Source organism: Streptomyces sp. NPDC107517 (assembly GCF_055582645.1).
Window position 1 is genome coordinate 19,078 of record NZ_JBVJPM010000021.1, and the last position, 19,668, is coordinate 38,745.

Sequence of the window (19,668 nt, forward strand, 5' to 3'; positions counted from 1 at the left end):
GTCAGTTCGCGCATCCCTGGGAACCGTCCCCGACGAGAGGAAACAATGATGTCCCCCTCGCTCACGCCCCCTGGAACACGCTCCACCGGAGCCGCCCGCCGCGGCACGAACCTGGCCCGCCTGGTCTTCGTCCTGTGCTGGCTGGCCGTCCTCTTCGACGGCCTCGACATGTTCATCTACGGCTCCGTCCTCCCGCACATGCTGGAGTCCAAGGCCCTCGGACTCACCTCGGGCCGCGCCGGCGACCTCGGCAGCTACGCCACCTTCGGGATGCTGATCGGCGCCCTGACCGCGGGCACCGTCTCCGACCGCATCGGCCGCAAGAAGATGATGGTCGTCTGCGTCACCCTCTTCTCACTCGCCTCCGGCCTGTGCGCGCTCGCCCCGAACATCGCCACGTTCGGTCTCGGCCGCACCCTCGCCGGCGTCGGCCTCGGCGGGCTGCTCCCCACCACGATCACGATGGTCTCCGACTACGCGCCGCGCGGCCGCGGCGCGTTGATCGTCGGCGGCCTGATGACGGCGCACCACGCGGGCGGCATCCTCTCCGCGTACGTGGCGACCTGGGTCGTCGAACCGCTCGGCTGGCGCGCCGCGTTCTGGTTCTGCGTGCTCCCGCTGCTGTTCGTCCCGGTGATCGCGAAGGCGCTGCCGGAGTCCTTGAGCTTCCTCGTCGCCAAGGGCCGCACCAAGGAGGCCCACTCGCTCGCGACCACGTACGACGTGGAACTTCCCGCGCTCAAGCCGGCCCGGGCTGGCCGCTGGGACGCGCTCGCCGATCTCTTCCGTGCCGGCCAGTGGGTGCAGACGCTCCTCTACTGGGTCGCCTCCTTCGGCGGACTGCTCCTCGTCTACGGCGTCGCGACGTGGCTGCCCACCCTCATGCGCTCCGAGGGCTACGACCTGGGCTCCGCGCTGCAGTTCGTGGTCGTCTTCAACCTCGGCGGCATCGTCGGCATGCTCGTCGCGGGCCGCGCCGCCGACCGCTTCGGCGCCCCGCGCATATCGGCGATCTGGTTCCTTGCCACGGCGGTCAGCGTCTATCTGCTCAGCATCCACACGGCGCTCGGCCTCACCTTCGCGATCGTCTTCCTCGCGGGTGTCTTCCTCAACAGCGCCCAGACCATGATCTACGCGACCGTCTCGATCCGCTCCGAGCCCGAGAGCCGCGCGACGGCGGTGGGCTGGACCTCCGGCATGGGCCGCTTCGGCGCCGTCTTCGGCCCCTGGCTCGGCGGCCGGCTGCTCGCCTCCGGCAACGGCGACTGGGGGTTCACCGCCTTCGCCCTCACCGGCCTGTTCTCCATGGTCTTCATCGGTATCGCCTCGTTCCGCCGGGTGCCCCAGGCCGCGGTACAGAGCCCGGACGGTGCAGTACAGGCCGCGCACTGAACCCTGAACCGTGCAGGGCGGTGGCCCGGAGTATCGATCGGAGTTCCGGTCCACCGCCCTTTGGGCGCGTCAAGCCGGCGAGCCTTCCCTGTCCTCCGCCCTCGATGTGCGAGGCAGCGGAACGCCGTAGTCCGGGACAGTCACCTCTTCGCCCTGGCGCAGCGCCGACTGGTGTGCGCAGATCCCGGGGGCGGTCCAGGCCGCGGCCACCCGGGCGTTGACCGCCGGTTCCCGGGACTCGACGATGCTGCAGACGAACTCGTGCACCAGGTGCGGGTGGGAGCCGCCGTGTGCGCCGCCGTGGAACCGGCGCAGGGGCGAGGGCAGAAGGTCGGGCGCTCCCTTCGGATGGACGTCCGCTGCTGTGGTGGCGCGGCCGCGTTGCCCGGGTTCCAGAGGCGGCATCGCGAACTCCTTCATCGATCCGCCCTCGAGCTGCGGCCATTCCAGCGCGCCGCTGTCGCCATAGACAGAGAAGCCCTCCAGGTAGCTCCGGCCCAACTGGAAGAACGACATGGTGATGTTGGCGACCAGGTCGCGCTCGGTTCCCGGATCGGCCGAGCGCAGCCGGAACAGCGCGGCCTCGGTGCCGTAGCCCTCGCCGGCGACGCCGACGCGCTCGGGGACCAGCCGGCTGGAACCGAGGCAGCGCACCGACTCGACCCGCGCGTTCGCCAGCGCCAGCGCAGGGGACAGCGCGTGCGTCACGTAGTGCATCGGCGGGTAGCCCAGCCAGTACTCAGGAAAGCCGTCCAGGTTCTGCAGGTGCTCTCCGCGGAAGTAGCTCAGCTTGCCCAGCCGGCCGGACTCGAGCAGCGTGCGGGCGTGGAAGAACTCGCGGGAGTAGACCGCGGTCTCCATCATCATGTAGTTCCGTCCGGACTGCTCCTGGGCCCGGATCAGCGTGTCCAGGTCGTCCAGGGTGGTGGCCATCGGCACCGCGGAGGCGCAGTGCCGTCCCGACTTCAGAACCTGCTGCACCTGGCCGGCGTGCAGCGCGACCGGGGTCAGCAGATGGACCGCGTCCCATCCCGGTGCCGCCAGCGCATCCTCCAGACTGCTGAAACGGTCGGTGACACCGAAGCGTTCACCGACCTCAGCCATGCGGGCCCGGTCACGATCCACAATGGCGACCCGCCCGACCGACGGGTGCGCCTGGTAGATCGGCACGAAGTCGGCGCCGAACCCGAGGCCGACGACGATGACGTCGATAGTGGTGGTCAACTGCGGCCTCCCGCTGGGACATGGACGAACGATCTTGACCGTCCTACATCGCCTTGAGAGGCCGCGTAAAGATCCCTGCAGCGCACGACGAGGTCGAGTGGGAAGCGACCACGGAAGCCGCCCCGGCATGCGGCCGCACCAGAGCCGCAGTTCCGGCGCGGTGCGCAGGACCCTACCGGTGCAGTGGATCACCGCAATGCGGCGCTGCCCGGTGCCGGTCGGTCGGTCGCCGAGTCAGCGTGCATCGCCTGTTCAGTCGCTCAGGTCTGACACTGCGCCGTGCCCGCGGTGGACCAGCCGCTCCAGGCGCCGCCGTCGGCACGGGCGTGTACGCGAATCTCGACCTTCACGCCGGGCGCGCACACCCGGGTCGAGCTTCCCACCTCCGTGGGCTCGATGGTCCCACCCGCCGGGAGATAGGTGCGACCGCTGCCCAACTTCACCCAGTAGCCACCGTCGACGACACGGAAGAACGCCTCGTAGGAGATGTTCACCGCCCTCGGCCCCGTGTTGCGCGCCTTGATGTGCGCCGTGATCTCCCGGGTGTAGACCCTGCCCTCCTTTCCGCGTTGGGCGCTGATGCAGCCGTTGACGGCCACCCGGCCGGTCGACACACCACCGCCGCAGGCGACTGCCGCGGCGTGGGCGTTCGCCGGAACGGTCAGCAGGGTGAGCGCGGCAGCGCCCAGGATTGTTCCGATTCGTCTCGCACGCACGACTCTGCTCCCATCGATCATGATTGCCTCAGGGGAACCATGACGTGTCGAGGCATGGAGGGCAGCGGCTCATCGCGATCTTCACTCCAACGGAAGCGGACGCTCCTCCCCCGTACGCGAGGCGGAACTGCGGACGCGAGGAGGAACCGCGGGCCACGGATGAGCAGTGGGCGGTGCTGGAACCGTTGTTGCCGACGGGGACGAACGTGGGACGGCTACCTGTCCGGCCACGGCGGCACCTGATCAACGGCCTACGCAACCGTCAACGAGTGGCTGTGATCGCACCGTTCGACATGCGTGCCGGGCGCTACGATGCGGGCCATGGAGTGTTTTGACGCGTGGCGTACACGTCGCTGAGGGGCCCGGCTCACCGCCGATCCTGTGGCAGGGAGCGGGCCGACCGATGCCCTTGTTCAGTCCGGGTATCAAGCCCTCAGCCTGAGAGGCAACGCTTCCATGCTCATCCGCGCGTTCACCCAGCACGACCTGGCACCGCTCACTGAACTGACCATCGACACGTTCCGGCCGTTCTACGAGGGCTCTTTCCGCCCGTTGATGGGCGAGGTCGTCTTCGCCGTTCAGCACGGCAACTGGCGCGACGACTACCGCAAACAGGTCGCCGAGCTCCACGCACCCGAACGGCACACGTACGTCGCCATCGCCGAAGTCGATGCCGATGCCGATGCCGAAGACACCATCGCGGGCTACGTGGCGTGGAACGTCGACCCGGCCCGCAAGAAGGGTGAGGTCACGATCCTCGCCGTCTCGACCCGGCATCGACGACGCCATGTCGGCACCGTACTGTGCGAGCACGCCTTCGATCAGATGCGGGCCCTCGGTGCCGAGGTCGTGGAGATCGGCACCGGAGGAGACCGGTTCCACGCACCGGCCCGGGCCCTGTACGAGGCGCTCGGATGCACTCCCCTTCCGCTCGCGGTCTACTTCCGTCAGCTCTGACGCTTCCCGAGCGGGCGCTCTCGGGCGCTCTCGGGCGCCCGCCCGGGTCGGCCGGAGACCGGGGCGAACTGTCGCCCCGGCACCAACGCGTCACTCCTCGTCGCGCAACTTGGCCACCAGGGCGATCAGCGGTTCGGTCTCCTCGGTGTGGCCCAGGGCGGTCAGGCGGGAGACCGCCGCGTCGAGGCGGGTGAGGGCAGGAGCGGGACGTTCCAGGTAGAGGCCCTCTACGGCGCCCGCGAGCCGGACACACTCGGCCCACTCGCCGGCGCGGTCGTTGTCCCCTGCCGGGTCGCCGATCAGAGTGAGGGCCTTCTCCAGGGCGGCCAGGGCGTCCTCGTACTCGCCGGCGTAGGCGTTGACCCGCCCGTGTTCGTAGGCCAGGGCGGTGTCCAGGGAGCGGCCCTGGGCCTCGAATTCGGCTGCTCGTGCCTCGTCGGCGACCCGGCCGGCGTCGGCGAGGAAGGCGCGGGCGTCGGCCAGGCCGTCGGGGCCCTGCCGCTGGGTCTGGAGGCGGGCGAGTTCGCGCAGGCAGTTGCTGAGCTGCTCGTAGCGCGGGGCCGTGGCGTGGGCGGCGAGTGCCTGGTCGGCGGCTTCGCGGGCCCGGTCGAACTCGCCGGACTCGCCGAGGAGTACGGCGGTCTCCGCGGCGATCATGGCGTGGCTGCCGGGGTCGTCGTCCCAGCCGGCCGACTCGGCCGCGAGGGTGACGAACTCTGCCGTGGCGGCCTTGAGGTCGTCCCCCGTGTGCAGTGCCCGCGCCCGGGTCAGGCGCAGCTGTGCGACGAGCCGGTCGTCGAGCTCTCCGGCGGTGACGTCCGGTTCGGTCAGCAGGGAGTCGAGGAGCGCGATGCAGTCCTCGATGCGGCCCAGGTCGAGGCTGAGCTGGGCCGCGTTGCTGTAGGTGCAGAACGCGTCCGTCCGGCTGCCGCGGCGGAGCTCCAGCTCCGCGGAGCGCGTCAGGTGCCGCAGGGCCTCGTCGGGGCGGCCCAGGTGCATGCATGCTTCGGCCAGATCACCGTGGAGGCGGGGGGTGTCGATCGTGTCGGCCGGCCACTCTGCGGCCAGGCGCAGGGCCTCGGTCAGGTTCGCGTGCGCGGTCGGCGCGTCCCGGAGGCCGAGCTGGAGCCGGCCGCGCAGTCCCAGCGTGCGGGGCAGGTGCCAGGCGGGGCCATGTGCTTTCAGCCGGTCGAGGAGGGCGTCGATCTCGGTGACCGCGGCGGGCAGGTCGCCGGAGATGGCGTAGGTGCTGGCCCGCAGCAGCAGGGCGCCGGAGATCTGCCCGGCGAGGTCGTGCCGGGTGGCGAACGCGTGCAGCGCGTCCACCTCGGCGAGGACCGGCGCGGCGTGCTCGTCGCTCCGTGAGGTCTGCAGGCGCAGACCGAGCACGGTCGCCCTCAGCCGTATCAGGCGGGCCTCCTGGAACGGGGCGAGGCCTGGCGTCTCCTCGTGCAGGCGGACCATGGATGCGTAGGCACTGGTCAGTGCGGCGGCCTTCTCCTCGGCTCCGTCAGTGTCCTGCACGGGAATCTCGGCGGTGGCGAGCAGCGCGCAGGCTCGGGAGAGCGCCGCGTGGCCCGGTTCTGCGGCGTCGTCGTACAGGGCCGCGGCCTCTTCGTGGAGGGCGGCGGCGTCGGCGAACTCGTCCTTCTCGCCCGCCCGGCTCGCTTCTTCCGCCAGCAGGTCGGCGCGCAGCTGTACGAGGGGGCCCACGGCCGGGTCTTCGGGGTGGGCGTAGTCCCGGGCGGTCACGAGAGTGCGCAGCCGCGCCCAGCGGGCAGGTGCGTCCGGGTGTCCCAGCTGGTCCAAAGCCCTTGCCTCGAGGATGAGTTCGGGCAAGGAGTCGGGGAGAGCAGTCGTGCGGGTGGTGGCCTCGGCAACCGGGGCAGCCGGGCCCGCCTCGTCGAGTCCGCGGGTACGCAGGGTCAGTTCCAGCGTCTCCAGGAGAGGTGCACGGTCGAGACGGGCGCTGCGGCGGTCGGTGTGGGCCGTGGTTCCGTTGCGGGCGTCGAAGCGGGCGGCCAGGTCGTCGGCGCGGCCTCGCACCTCGGCGCGCAGGCCGGCCACGGTCCAGGTGCGGCCGGCGTATCCGGCGGCGGGAAGGCCGTCGTGCCCGAGGATCTCGACGCGCCGCAGGAGGACCTCCACTCCGGTGAGGAAGTCGAGCAGGTCGAGCGGCGATTCCACCTCCGCGAACAGGTTCCGGTTCTCGGCGAGCAGTTCGAGGCCGCGCGCCTCGTTGCCGGTCAGGGCGCAGAATTCCAGGTGCCGGCCGACCTCCCCGGCCATCGAGGGGTTACGGCGGCAGGCGCGGTAGCCGGCGAGGTGCAGTTCGCGGGCCCGGTCGGTGCTGCCGGTGCGCAGCAGGGGAAGCAGCGCGTACGACACGGAGCGCGCGGGCTCCTCCTGGCAGGAGTCCTTTCCGGTCAGGACCGGCTCCCACGTGCGCAGCGCCCGCTCGTCGTCGCCCGTCCCCAGGTGGTACAGGGCGCGTTCGCAGATGTCGCAGGCCTCGCAGTCGCTGAGCCGCGTGCGGGTGCGGCCCGCCCACAACTCGTAGGCGAGCGAGGTGTCCTCGCCCAGGTGCGCGGCGAGCTGGTACGCCTGCCCGTAGTACGGCTGCAGGTCGAGGTCGGCCTTGGCGTACCGGTCGCGCATCTCGGTCAGCCACTGGCGCAGGCCGGTCAGCGGCACCTCCGGCAGTGCGCGCAGGGCGTTGGCAACCCACTTGAACCGCCAGAACAGCATGTGGCGCATGCGCTCGTCGAAGACGTCGGGCTGCTCGTCGAAGAGGTTCAGCAGGCGTGCGAAGACGACGGGCGACTTACGGGGTTCGGATCCGTAGGTGTAGGCCTCCTGGAGTTCGAAGAGGGCGTACGCGAGCGGGACCGGTTCCGCGAACTGCTCGGCGGCGTCGACGAGTTCCTCGGCGGTGACGGTGCGGGTGCGGCCGTAGGGCAGCTGGTCGTTCTCATGGAGCGCCTGGAAGAGCTCGTCGGTGTTCTGGGGAGAGGGTGCGGTCGGCATCGTCAGCTGTCCTTGCGGAGGGCGTGGGCGAGGAGGTCGAGGAAGGAGCGGTTGATGAGGCTCGACTCGGCGGGCCTGAGCGGGCGGCGGGACAGCAGCGCGGCCTGTCCGTAGAGCGCCTCGGCACTGGTGCGGGCCAGCTCGGGCTCGTCGATGGCCACGGCGGTTCGCACCAGTGGGTTGAGCTGGTTCAGGATGAGTTGGGCGCGTGGAGCCTCCTGGCGCAGGGCGCCGAGGATGTCGCCCCACAGGCCGCCTTCCTGCTCGCGGGCGAGCTGGGAGCGGGTGCGCTCGTGCCGGGCCTCGCGGCTGTCCACCAGGAGGGCGAGTGCGGAGGCGGGCTGGAAGGTGCGCAGCGCGACGTCGCAGTCGAAGACGGCGAGGGCGTCGCGGGCCAGGGCGAGGTAGGCCGCGGCGGCGAGTTCCGTCTCGCGGTCGACGGGGTCGAGGTGGGCGGTGAGGGTCGCCGGGTCGAGGTCGGCGACGCTGACCTCGGGCCTGATCTCGGGCAGCCGGTGGACCAGATCACGGTCGTAGGTGTATCCGCCGTTGACGACGCCCAGCCCGGCGGCCGAGGCGATCGCCGCGACCTGCCGGAACTCCTCCACGCTGGACGTCACGAGCACGGTGCGATGGGTGCGGGCGAACTCGTCGAGGGTGCAGTGCCCGTCCGTGGTCTCGAACGGCAGCCAGGGCAGCAGCATCCGCAGGATCTCGTCGTCGTGCACCGCGAGCGACTTCACGGCCAGGTGGTGGGCCTGGAGGAAGCGGGCGAGCAGGTCCGGGTCGCTGGCGGCGGCGCGGGCGATCCAGGCGCGCAGCCGCTCGGCGAGGGCGTCACGGACGGCGGCAAGGGTGTCGTCCTCGTAGAGGGACTCGCGGGACGCCGTCGGGCGCAGGCTCTCGGCGTCGACGACGCAGCGGACGAAGAAGGCCCACTCGGGCAGGATCTCCTCGGCCTGCTCGGACAGCAGCATGCCCTTGACGTGCACACGGTGGCCGTGGCGGCGCCCGGCCGGCACCGCTTCGGGCAGGACACAGGCGATGCCCTTCAGGCCCACGGCGGGCAGGTCCAGCTCGATGGTGTCCAGCGGCGTGAATCCGAAGACCTCCTCGCCGTACGCGGCCAGCGCGCGGGAGTGTGCTCCCGGCGTGGGGTGCGTACGTGCCCACGGTGCGGGCTCGGGGTTGACGGGCGCACCCGGGCCGCCCGTGCCGTCGTCGAAGGTGACGGGGTGGCGCAGCAACGAGCCGAAGTGGCGGGCCAGCGTGTGTACCTGTGCCGGGCGGGTCCACTCGCCCGCGTCGGTGCGCGGCGTGAGGGTGACGGTGGTGCCGGGACGGGAGCGGGCGGAAGCGGGGAGGGTACGGACGGTGTAGCTGCCGTCGCCGCGTCCCCGCCATTCCACGGCGGGGGCGTCGGGAGTGCGGGCGGAGCGGCTCAGGACGTGGATCTCGTCCGCGACGAGGAAGCAGGAGAGCAGGCCGATGCCGAACTGGCCGATGAAGTCGGCGCGTTGTTCGGCGATTCTGTCGGCGCGCTTGCTGCTGCGGCCGATCGTGGCGAGGAAGGTGTGCACGTCGGCCTCGGTGAGACCGACGCCGTCATCCTCGACGCGTACCAGCGAACCGTCGGCGTAGAGGCGGATGCCGAAGGCGTCAGCTGGGGCGGCTGGTTCGAGGCGGTGCCGTGCGGTCAGCGCGTCCACCGCGTTCTGGAGGAGTTCGCGCAGGTAGACGCGGGGGCTTGAGTAGAGGTGGTGGGAGAGGAGGTCGACGAGGCCGCGCAGATCCACTTGGAAGGTGCGGTCGGTGCCGGCCGGGCTCAACGGGGTTTCGTGCAGAGTCATCAGGCAGTCCGGGGTGGGGTGTTCGAGGAGGGGCAGGCGAAGTGGCGGGTTCAGGCGTTGCGCCGGGCGCGGGCGTACATCTTTTCCGGCCGCGTCATGTACTTCCACGGCCAGGGGGTGTAGGCGCCTTGGAGCTCCTGGAAGACCCGTGGCAGCGCGATGCTCTCGGACGCCAGCGACAACGCCATGGCGAAGATGTTGAAGTCCTCCTGCCAGCCCGGGCTGCGCACGTAGGCGGGGTGGAGGATGCTGCGCTCGGCCGTGTCCAGCAACTCGTCCTGGATCTCGGGGGTGACGAGGCAGTTCTCGCTGTCCGACTCCACCCAGTCCTCGATGTGAGCCATGGCGATCACCGAGCCGAGGCGGTGGCCCTCGGGCGCGCCCGCGAACGCCTTGCGGGCGAACGCGAGGGCCTGGCCGGGCTCGCCGCCCCAGCGGGGCTGCAGTTGTGACACCCACTCGATGTGGGTCTCCAGGTCCAGCGGCTCGCGGCGCAGGGCGGCGTCGAGCCGGGTCTCGTTGACGGCGGCGCCCAGCGACATGCCCCGGCCGGAGGTGAGCAGGCGGCGCCAGGGCGTGACCCATTCAGGCCGCAGCTCGGCGGCCTCCAGCAGGTGTTGCTCGGCGATGCGAAGCCGCTCGTGGAAGACGCGCCACTGCTCCTGCGAGACGTTCACGGCGCGGTCGGAGGTGCGGGCCTCCCAGCCCCAGCTGATGTGGCGCGTCCCGGATATCAGGAGCGCGGTCGCCCGGTGCTCCTTGTCGTCCTCGACAGCCCGGCCGATCCAGTCCTGCACCCCGTCCAGTTCGGCCAGTTCCGCCAGGACCTGGTGGTCGCGGCCGGGATCGAAGGGGGTCAGCGCAGCCTTGACCGCCTCCCAGTCACCGGCGTCGGCCGCCTCCACCAGCGCGAGCACCCGCGTGTCCCCGAGCGCGCGCAGCCTGTACATCCCGTTCTTCTGCCTGCGCGTGACGGGAAGGGCATACGGATCCTCCACCGGTCTCTCCGCACCCCTACCGAACAGCTTGTCGAACATGCCGCGCCCTCCCCTGGTCCCGCGTGATCGTCTGGGGCAGCATAAGCGGCACCACTGACACCACTTCCACAGGGTTTTCACTGGCACTTCACGTGCCACGGGGGTGTCCGGCGGATCAAGGTCCGGCCGGGACTCAGGGCTGCCCGGGGCCTGGAGCACTGACCTCACAGGGTGGCCGACCGCACGCAGGGTGCAGCGCGCTCGGGCATTCAGAGGTCGGTTTTCGTCGCGTGTCCGCATCACGTCGAGTTCACGGACCAGGACGACGAGCCTCTCGTGGTGTCCCGCGCACCACAGTTCGACGCAGCTCGGTGTCGGCGGAGATACGTGAGCATGGGGTCAATGACGGCGGCGGCCTCAGGCGCGTGGGTAAAACGGCCTGACGGACGTGATCGCGGTTCGCGCCCGCGCTCGTGTTCGACAGCCCGGTCATGCACACACTGTGGGCACTCGACCGATTGGCAGAGCGACATGCACGATAGGAACGACATGAACCCCACGGGATACACAACCATGGAATACGGAGACGTCCGCATCCTCTCCGGCGCCGAACGAGGGGCCTACCCGTACGCCAACTCGGTCCTCGTCCGTGGGACCCATTCATCCCTGGTCATCGACCCTTCGCTGTCGCTCGTAGAGGCGGCGCCTCCGGCGGATGTGGTCCTCGTCAGCCACGCTCACGAGGACCACATCGCAGGTCTCGGCAGCTACGACGTACCGGTGCACGTCCACAGCGAGGACCTGGCCGCGGTGCGGTCCCGCGCGGCTCTGGTCGCCGGGTTCGGCTTTCCGCCGGAGGCGGTCGACGAGGCCGACCGGGCCTTCCGGGACGACTTCCACGTCCAGGGACGGCCCGACGCGACCGGGTTCAAGGACGGCGCGGTGTTCGACCTGGGCGGGCGCACCGTGACCGTCGTCCACCTCCCCGGTCACACCGCGGGCCACTGCGGTTTCCTGATCGAGCCGGACGGCTTCCTCTTCGTGGCGGACATCGACCTGACGTCGTTCGGGCCGTTGTACGCCGACATCGGCAGCGATCTCGACGACTTCGAGGCGTCCATGCGCCGTTGCCGGGAGATCGACGCGCGCTGGTACGGAACGTCACACCAGAAAGGCGTGATCGAGGGCGCAGCGGAATTCAGGCGCCGACTCGACGCGTACGCCGACGTGGTGGCGAAGCGGGACGCGACACTCCTCGCGATGCTCAGCGAGCCGCGGACCCTGGACGAGATCGTGGCACGTCGGCTGGTCTACCGACCGCACGTCGAAGGACCACACGTGGCTCCGTTCGAGCGGCGGACCGGGGCGCGACACCTCAACCGGCTGCTCAGCGCAGGCCGGGTCACCGACGTGGAGCCGGGGTACTTCCGCGCAACCTGAGGGCTCCTGCCGTCGTTGCCGCGCGTGCGCGGGTGAAGGTGGTCCGCGCGACGCGGCGCCGGAGTTCGGCACGAACTTCTTGGGCTGGGCACTCGCCGGCCGTGGCGGGCCGACCGGGCCGACCGGGCCGCTCGCAGAAAGCCGGCGCGCACGCAGGTGTCGAGCCCGGCCGCCGGGCGCCATGGCCGCCTGCTCAACGGTTCGCGCCCACGAGCCCGGCCACCCGCACTGCCGACGGTCTGCGCTCCGCATGCGCGGCTGATCACCCGGTCGGCGCGGACCGCAGGTCGCGAGGAGATCCCAACAGCCCTGCGCCGCCCGCTAGTTGGCACACCACCTGCTTCGACGACCTCGCACCGCTGCTCGAATCTGCCATGAAAGTCCACACTTCAAGCTCTTGCAAGCACGGAAGGGCACTCATACGCTCGGCGGCCAGCGCGCCGTACCCGCGGGATCGCACCGGATCGCATGGGATCGCACGCCTCAAGGGATCGAACGCCAACGCCCCACCTGTCACGGGAGCCTCATGTTCAGATCGTCCCCCCGAAGAGTGCGGTGTACGGCCGCCCTTCTCACCGCCCTGGCCGTGGTCTTCACCATGGCGCCGGCCGCCGCGGCGGCCGATGCCTCACCCAATCCGGCCCCGGATGTCGTCCCCTCCCTCCGCGAATGGTCCGGCGGCACGGGGGCGCTCGAACTCGGCCGGGACGCGCGCATCGTCGTCGACGCCGGGCAGCAACAGGCCCTGACCGGTGTGGCGAAGACACTGAGCGGTGACGTCGCCGACGTCACCGGTCTGACCTTGCCGGTCGTCTCGGGGGCGCGGCCTCACGACGGTGACGTGTTCCTCTCGCTGTCGGGCGCCGACAAGTCGCTCGGCTCCCAGGGCTACGCGCTCCAGGTCGGCGACGCGGCGGTGATCAGGGCGGACGACGCCACGGGCGCGTACTACGGCACCCAGACCCTGCTGCAGATCCTCAGGATCACGCCCGGGCACCGTTCCGTGCCGCGGGGCCAGGCCCGTGACTGGCCGAAGGAGAAGGAGCGGGGGATCCTGCTGGACGCGGGGCGGAAGTTCTACTCGCCCGACTTCATCGTGCGGACCATCCGCGAGATGTCGTATCTGCGGCTGAACACGCTGCAGTTGCACTTCAGCGACCACAATGCGTTCCGCCTGGTCAGCGAGCGCCATCCGTGGCTGGCCGCCCCCGAGGCGTACACCAGGGCGGACATCCGCAGGTTCGAGGCCGCGGCGCGCCAGTACCACGTGAATCTCATCCCCGAGATCGAGATGCCCTCGCACGCGTCCGCGATCCTCAAGGGCCGCCCCGACCTCGGGTTCGACTGCCCCGAACTCGGCGGCACCGTCGACGTGACGAACCCCGAGGCGCGGAAGTTCACCGCGAGCCTCATCGAGGAGTTCGCCCCGCTGTTCGCGGGCCCGGAATTCCACATCGCCACGGACGAGTACGCGCGCCAGTCCGAACAGGAAAAGTGCCCCGAACTCGTCGACTACGCCAAGCAGCACGGCTTCGCCACGACCTCGGACGTGTTCGTCGACTACATCAACGCGATGAACAAGGTGGTGCGGGCCCAGGGCAAGCGCACGGTGATCTGGAACTGGTGGGACGTCGACCAGAACCCGACGACCCAGCCGGACAAGAACATCAAGGTCGAGGCGTGGACCACGGCGGCCGAGTCGGGAGCGGACCACAGCGCGCAGAAGTACCTCGACATGGGGTACGACGTCGTCGCCTCGCCCAGCGACCAGCTCTACGTCACCCCCGGGTTCCCGCTGCTGCCCGACTCCAAGTCGCTGTACGAGAAGTGGGATCCGATGGAGCACCCGCGGCTCGACGGCTACCAGATCTCCGTGTGGTCCGACAACGCGACGACCCGCCCCGACAGCTACTTCGACGCCTACATGCGCCGCCCGCGCGAGGTCCTCGCGGACCGCACCTGGGGCGGCCCGCGCCACGGCACCGTGGACGACTTCTTCGCCCGCGCCGACGCCGTCGGCGTGCCACCCGGCGTCGCCGCGTACGCCCTGCCCGGCCGGCTCACGGGCACCCCGTACGGTACGAGCCCCGCCTGGGACAATTCGACCAGCACCTACGACAAGGCCTTCGACGGCGACCCGGACACCAACTTCCTCTACGCGCAGCCGAACGGCGGCTATACCGGCATCGATCTCGGCGCCGGCCACGCCTCTCCGGTGTCGACGGTCAGGTTCTTCCCCGGAGCGAACGACACGGAGCTCGACCGGATGAAGGGCGGCCGGTTCGAGGGGTGCACCGACGGCCCCACCAGCGGCTGCCACACCCTCGCCACGATCAAGGACCGGCCGGAGTTCGGCTGGAACCAGATCACCGTCGACAACCCGTCGCGCTACCGGTGGCTGCGCTACGTGAGTCCCGACGACGGCTACACCAGCGTCGCCGAGATCGAGTTCCTGGCGCCGCGCGACAGTGACCAGCAGGGCAGCGTCACCGTCAACGGCCCGGACCGGCTGCGCCAGCTGGGCGACAACGACGTGGTGACCACGTTCCGCAACACCACCACCCACCCGCTCCACGACGTCCGCCTCTCCCTCTCGCCCCAGTCGGCCCAGGACCTGTCCACGCGTCAGGTGCACACCACCAAGGCCACCACGTTCGCCACGGTCGATCCGGGCGAATCGGTGTCCACACGCTGGCAGGTGGACGTTCCACTGACCGCGGCCGACGGCGCCTACCAGCTGCTCGGCAGAGCCACGTACCAGCGGGCGACGGGTGGTGCGGCCGCAGGCCGGGACGAGAGCTCGGGACGGAGCACCATCACCCTGGACACGCCCCTGACCGCACGCCTCGACCCCGCGCTCGTGGCCCTCGACCCGGGCGACTCCGCGCACACCCAACTGCAGGTCACCAACCACGCGGCCCGCGAGATCGAGGTCGCCTGGGACGAGGTGCGGGCCCCGACGGCCGACCCTGGCTACACGCTCGCTCCCGCCTCGGGCACGGTCCGGATCCCGGCGGGCGGGACCCGGTCCGCCACGCTCACCGCGTCGGCGTCCGACCAGGCCGGACAGACCCCGGCCCCGCTGCGCCTGGACCTCACGGCCGCCGCACCCGGCCACTCCGCGACACGGGCCGGCTCGCAGGACCTGCGCATCCGCAGCCGACTCCACCCCTACCTCTCGGACCTCGACTGGACCGAGGCCACCAGCGAGTGGGACGTCGTGACACGGGACACCTACGTGGGCTCCGGCGAGCAGATGACGCTCAACGGAACGCGCTACACCAAGGGTCTCGGGGCCGCGGGCAATTCGAAGATCTCCTTCGACCTCCCGCAGAAGTGCTCACGGCTGACGGCGACCATCGGCATCGACGACGCCGCCGACAGCACCACGGACGGCGGCACGGCCCACTTCTTCGTCTACGCGGACGGCAAGAAGCTCTACGAGAGCGGCCTCGCCACCCGCGCGACGGCGGAAAAGATCGACCTCGACATCACCGGCGCCACCACCCTCGACCTGGTGACGGACAACGCCGGCGACGGGCTCGACCACGACGCCGTGGACTGGGCGGATGCGCGGGTGCGGTGTGAGTGAGGACCCGCCCTAGAAGATGAGCAGGCTCCGGCACGCCCGCCAGAGCCTGCGGGAGGTGCAGGGAGAACTCGGCATCACCGTGGCTGCGGTACAACTCCGCGTACCGCAGCCACGCGCGGGCCACCGCTGGTCGGCCGGCCGCCGGGATCAAGATCCGGTCGCGAACTGCACCCTCGATACGGCCTCGGTGCCGGCCACCGCCTCGACGGCCGCCGAGGCGAGCGGGACCGGGGTGAACATGGGCGGTTCCTCGTGCGGTGTGAGCGCCGTCGGGCCGTACAGCCAGTCCACGAACGCGTAGTCGTACGGATCGCGGGCCCGCAGCAGGACGTTGCGCTGCTGCCGGGCGATCCCGTCGAGGTGCCACAGCTCGCCCCATGCGCGGGAGGTGGTGACGACCCGGCGGCAGTGCTCCGGGCGGACGGCCTCGTAGGCGGCGAGAGCGGCGTCCCAGTCGACCGCACCGTCCACGGCACGGTTGCGGGCGACGTGTTCGCCGAGCACCCAGCCGTCCTCTACGGCCATGATGGCGCCCTGGGCGATGTACTGCAGCGGCGGGTGCGCGGAGTCGCCGAGCAGAGCGATCCGGCCGTGGACCCAGGTCGTGACGGGGTCGCGGTCGAACATGCGCCACCACTTGTCGCGCCACATGAACGGCAGGCCGTCCCGGACGAAGTCACTCGTACCCGCGAAGGCGGCGTCCAGTTCGTCGGGCGTGCCCCAATCCTCCTGACCGGCGAGCGCCTTGGGCGACTCGAACACGGCGACCTGGTTGAGGAGTTCACCGCCGCGCAGTCCGTAGTGGACGAAGTGGCAGCCGGGACCGATGTGCACGACGACCTCGCTGAGGTCGACCGACTGCGCCCGGGGCAGGTCGGCGGGGACGGTGCCACGGTAGGCGACGTACGCGGAGGAGACGGGTTCGTCGTCGACGAGCAGTCTGCGGGCCGTGGAGTGCAGGCCGTCGGCGGCGATCACGACACCGGCCTCGTGGCTCTGGCCGGAGACGAGGGTGACGCGTGCGCCGCCGGCGGTGTTCTCGTACGAGGTCACGCGCGCGTCGGTGATCAGCTCGACACCGGCGCGCTCGCAGGCCCGCAGCAGCAGGCCGTGCAGGTCGCTGCGGTGGATGACCAAGTACGGGTAGCCGTAGCGGCGTTCGAGGTCGCGCAGGTCGAGGCGGGTCAGTTCGGTGCCGTCGACGGCGTCGCGCATGACCATCGCGTCGGGGACGACGCCGAGGCTTCTGGCCTCGTCGAGGAGGCCGTAGTCGTCGAGGATGCGGGTGCAGTTGGGGGCGAGCTGGATGCCGGCGCCCACCTCGCCGAAGGCGGGGGCGCGCTCCAGGAGGCGGACGCCCAGGCCCTGGCGGGTCAGCGAGAACGCGGCGCCGAGGCCGCCGATTCCGCCGCCGACGACGATGACATCGGTGGCATCGGTGTGGGACATGACGGGTTTCTCCTCAAAGACGGGCTCTCAGAGCCACGGGCCGAGTTCGGGGGCGTCGGCGAGCGCGTGCGGGCGTCCGGCCAGCCAGGCGGCGACCTCGGGCAGCGGGGCGTCGGGAAGTTCGGTGAGTTCGCGCTTCGCGGCGATCTCGGCGACGAGGGCGTCCAGGAACCCGGCCGGGAGGTCGGCGAAGGTGACGCCGGTGCCCAGGTCGACGGCGTGGACGCACACTTCGCGGGCGCGCATCCAGGGCAGTTCGGTGGCGGGGACGGTGCGGCCCTGCGCGGTGAGGACCTCGCTGTGCCACTGCTCGTCGGTGAGCCGGTCCAGACTGTCGGCCAGGGTCCGCGCGGAGCCGGTCGCCCAGGCGCGCAGTTCGTCGGCGGTGAGCGTTGCGCCCTTGGCGATGCCTTCGGCGCGTTCCTGGGGCGAGGCGTACATGGGGGTCCGCTCGCCGGTGGCCGCCCAGTGCACGAGATGGCCGAGGGCGTCGGCGTTGGCGGCGACGTGCGCGGTGAGGTGTTTACGGGTCCAGTCCGGCAGGACGCCGGGGGCGCTGAAGGCGGCCTGGTCGAGGCCCGCGACGGCGGTGAGCAGCAGTTCGGTGCCCGTGTCGGCCCAGGCCCGTGCGTCCGCGACGGTCCTTGTCGCGGGGCTCGCCGGTGGCGATGATGTCGCCGGGGCGCAACGTGATGACGGTGGAGATGTACCGCACCAGGAAGACCGGGTCGAACAGCAGCGTGCCGGTGTCGTCGTGCTGCATGACCTGCCCGTCGACGACGGTCTTCACCTCCAGGGCGGGACGGACGCCGCCCACTTCGTCAGGGGTGACGACATAGGGGCCGACCGGGGTGGAGGCCTCCCAGATCTTGCCCTGGGTCCACTCGATGGTGCGGAACTGCCAGTCTCGTACGGAGATGTCGTTCATGACGGTGAAGCCGGCGATGGCCTCGGCGGCCTGCCGCTCGTCGGCGCGGCGCACCTGCCTGCCGATGACGACGGCCAGTTCGACCTCCCAGTCGAGGGCGTCGGTCTCGCCGGGCTTGACGATGTCGTCGTGCGCGCCGAGCAGCGTGTCGGCGAACTTCGGGAAGAGCGTCGGGTGGCTGGGCAGGTCCCGGCCCATCTCGTTGATGTGGTTGGTGTAGTTGTGGCCGACGCAGACGACCTTGGAGGGGTTCGGGACGACCGGCGCGAAGTCGGCACCGGCGACGGGGTACGTGGTGCCGGTGGCGGCAGCGCCCTGTCCTGCCAGTCCGGTTCGGCGAACAGGGCGCCCAGGTCGCTGTGGCCGAGATCGACGAGAGTGTCGCCGTCGAGGCGGACCGCGCAGGTCCCGTCGGCGGTGCGGAGGGTGGCGAGCTTCATGGGTCAGGCGTCCTTCTGGGTGCGGTCGAGCTTGAGCGCCTCGAAGACGGGCGCGTCGGAGAAACGGAAGAGGTCGAGGGCGCCCGCGTCGGAGTCGCTCGTACCCGCCTCGGAGCGGGCGGAGAACGGCTGCCAGGACGGGACGACGAACAGATCGCCGCGGCTGACAGTCCAGGACGCGTCGCCGACGCTCACCACGCCGGAGCCGTCGAAGACCTGGTACACGGACGAGCCGGTCTCCCTCACCGGCGCGGTCTCGGCGCCGCGGGCGATGCGGTGGAACTCGGCACGGATCGTCGGCAGGACGTCCGAGCCGTCGTGCGGGTTGCTTTGACTTGCTCCTCGGGGTGAAGCCCGAGGATTCTGGCCTTCCCGACCGAACCCTGTGCCGCTACGCGGCACAGGGTTCGGTCGGGAATCCGTGGCTTCCTGCTTCTTCGCGCTGTGCCAGGATCGCTCCCGGTCTTACCGGCGCTCCGCAGGCCGATACCGCCAGCCCGGCGGCCGTCTTCACATTGATCGCGGCGTTGATGTCCCGGTCGTGGACCGTACCGCAGGCAGCACAGGTCCACTCCCGGACATCGAGGGGTTTGGGTCCATCCTTGACGCCGCAGGCGGAGCAGGTCTGGGAGGTCGGTTCGAACCGGCCGATCTTGACCAGCGTCCGACCGTACCGCTCCGCCTTGTACTCCAGCATGCTGATAAACGAGGACCATCCGGCATCGTGCACGGACTTGGCCAGCTTGGTGCGCCCCAGTCCTGCCACCGACAGGTCCTCCACGGCGATCCCTTGGTTCTCGCAGATCAGTCGCGTGGAGAGCTGGTGGTGGAACTCGCGGCGTGCGTCGGTGACCTTGGCGTGGGCGCGGGCGACCCGCAGGCGGGCCTTGGCGCGATTCTTGCTTCCTTTCTGCTTGCGGGACAGCTCGCGTTGGGCCTTCTTCAACTTCTTCTCCGCGCGGCGCAGGAACCGCGGGGAGTCGATTTTCGTGCCGTCGGACAGGACCGCGAAGTGGGTGAGGCCGAGGTCGATGCCGATGGTGCCCTCGGTTGCGGGCATCCGCGCCTGGTCGGCGGCGGGGTCGGTGTCGATGACGAAGGAGGCGAAGTACCGCCCGGCCGCGTCCTGGACGACGGTGACCGAGGTAGGGGTGGCGGGCAGCGTGCGGGACCACTTCACCTTCACCGCCCCGATCTTCGGCAGGTTCAGACGGCCGCTGCCGGTGACGCTCCAACGGGCATTCGCGGTGAACCGGATCGACTGCCGCGAATCCTTGCGTGACTTGAAGCGCGGAGGGCCGATCTTCGGTCCCTTGCGGGTGCCCTTGAGGGAGGCGAAGAAGTTGCGGTAGGCGGTCTCGACGTCCCGCAGTGACTGCTGGAGCACGACGGCGGAGACCTCACCCAGCCAGGACCGCGCAGCGGTCTGCTTCGCCTGAGTGATCAGGCGAGTGGACAGCTCACCGGCCGTCGGGAACGGCCGCCCGGCCTTACGGGCGTCTTCCCGGGCGCGGACCGCGTCGTTGAACACGACACGGGCACACCCGAACGCCCTGGCCAGCGCTGCCTGCTGAGCGGCATCGGGGTACAACCTGAAGGCGTACCGCAGCTGCATGACGATCACACTAGGCAAGTCGAACCCACGTCGTCACCGGGAACATACGAGCGATCCATCA

At 70.6% G+C, this 19,668-nt stretch carries 12 protein-coding genes and 2 pseudogenes; 4 read left to right on the forward strand and 10 right to left on the reverse strand.

Translation table 11 applies throughout. The features are described from left to right. Positions 1-48: 48 nt before the first annotated feature. Positions 49-1,392 carry an MFS transporter gene (locus tag ACZ67T_RS34605; protein ID WP_469989413.1) on the forward strand — a complete coding sequence of 448 codons (1,344 nt, stop codon included), beginning with the start codon at positions 49-51 and terminating at the stop codon, positions 1,390-1,392. Positions 1,393-1,461: 69 nt separating this feature from the next. Here ACZ67T_RS34605 and ACZ67T_RS34610 read toward each other — a convergent pair whose 3' ends face one another. Together ACZ67T_RS34610 and ACZ67T_RS34615 are read right to left on the reverse strand one after the other, a co-directional pair. Then, positions 1,462-2,616, reverse strand: coding sequence for a Gfo/Idh/MocA family protein (locus ACZ67T_RS34610; protein WP_469989415.1), 1,155 nt, complete (start codon positions 2,614-2,616; stop codon positions 1,462-1,464). Between the two features lie 260 nt (positions 2,617-2,876). After that, positions 2,877-3,332 carry a hypothetical protein gene (locus ACZ67T_RS34615; RefSeq protein WP_469989416.1) on the reverse strand — a complete coding sequence of 152 codons (456 nt, stop codon included), beginning with the start codon at positions 3,330-3,332 and terminating at the stop codon, positions 2,877-2,879. A 456-nt stretch (positions 3,333-3,788) separates the two neighbouring features. On the opposite strand from ACZ67T_RS34615, the gene ACZ67T_RS34620 reads away from it, so the two are divergent. Next, a complete protein-coding gene (locus ACZ67T_RS34620) occupies positions 3,789-4,289 on the forward strand; it encodes a GNAT family N-acetyltransferase (RefSeq protein WP_469989418.1) in 501 nt (166 codons plus the stop codon). A 90-nt stretch (positions 4,290-4,379) separates the two neighbouring features. On the opposite strand, the gene ACZ67T_RS34625 is transcribed toward ACZ67T_RS34620, so the two are convergent. From ACZ67T_RS34625 to ACZ67T_RS34635, 3 genes are read right to left on the reverse strand one after another with little or no spacing between them, the layout of a single operon-like run. Beyond that, positions 4,380-7,316 (reverse strand): hypothetical protein, encoded by a 2,937-nt coding sequence (locus ACZ67T_RS34625; RefSeq protein ID WP_469989420.1) that lies wholly within the window; start codon positions 7,314-7,316, stop codon positions 4,380-4,382. 2 nt (positions 7,317-7,318) lie between these two features. Then, on the reverse strand, positions 7,319-9,166 hold the full coding sequence (locus ACZ67T_RS34630) for an HSP90 family protein (RefSeq protein ID WP_469989422.1): 1,848 nt from the start codon (positions 9,164-9,166) through the stop codon (positions 7,319-7,321). A 50-nt stretch (positions 9,167-9,216) separates the two neighbouring features. After that, complete coding sequence (locus ACZ67T_RS34635) at positions 9,217-10,203, reverse strand: hypothetical protein (RefSeq protein ID WP_469989424.1); 987 nt, start codon at positions 10,201-10,203, stop codon at positions 9,217-9,219. A gap of 513 nt (positions 10,204-10,716) precedes the next feature. Here ACZ67T_RS34635 and ACZ67T_RS34640 point away from each other — a divergent pair. Together ACZ67T_RS34640 and ACZ67T_RS34645 are read left to right on the forward strand one after the other, a co-directional pair. Further along, positions 10,717-11,583, forward strand: coding sequence for an MBL fold metallo-hydrolase (locus tag ACZ67T_RS34640; RefSeq protein ID WP_469989425.1), 867 nt, complete (start codon positions 10,717-10,719; stop codon positions 11,581-11,583). A gap of 526 nt (positions 11,584-12,109) precedes the next feature. Next, positions 12,110-15,175, forward strand: coding sequence for a family 20 glycosylhydrolase (locus ACZ67T_RS34645; protein ID WP_469989427.1), 3,066 nt, complete (start codon positions 12,110-12,112; stop codon positions 15,173-15,175). A gap of 147 nt (positions 15,176-15,322) precedes the next feature. Here ACZ67T_RS34645 and ACZ67T_RS34650 read toward each other — a convergent pair whose 3' ends face one another. The 5 genes and pseudogenes from ACZ67T_RS34650 to ACZ67T_RS34670 form a co-directional block, all read right to left on the reverse strand. Then, positions 15,323-16,624 (reverse strand): FAD-dependent oxidoreductase, encoded by a 1,302-nt coding sequence (locus ACZ67T_RS34650; RefSeq protein ID WP_469989429.1) that lies wholly within the window; start codon positions 16,622-16,624, stop codon positions 15,323-15,325. Between the two features lie 27 nt (positions 16,625-16,651). Further along, the gene (locus tag ACZ67T_RS34655; protein WP_469989568.1) at positions 16,652-17,224 is read right to left on the reverse strand and encodes a maleylpyruvate isomerase family mycothiol-dependent enzyme; all 573 of its coding nucleotides are present in this window, start codon (positions 17,222-17,224) and stop codon (positions 16,652-16,654) included. Between the two features lie 52 nt (positions 17,225-17,276). Beyond that, positions 17,277-17,992, reverse strand: a pseudogene (locus tag ACZ67T_RS34660) (fumarylacetoacetate hydrolase family protein); the annotation flags it as partial. 3 nt (positions 17,993-17,995) lie between these two features. Continuing rightward, a pseudogene (locus tag ACZ67T_RS34665) lies at positions 17,996-18,325 on the reverse strand (cupin domain-containing protein); the annotation flags it as partial. Between the two features lie 58 nt (positions 18,326-18,383). After that, positions 18,384-19,607 carry an RNA-guided endonuclease InsQ/TnpB family protein gene (locus ACZ67T_RS34670; RefSeq protein ID WP_469989431.1) on the reverse strand — a complete coding sequence of 408 codons (1,224 nt, stop codon included), beginning with the start codon at positions 19,605-19,607 and terminating at the stop codon, positions 18,384-18,386. Positions 19,608-19,668 lie beyond the last annotated feature (61 nt).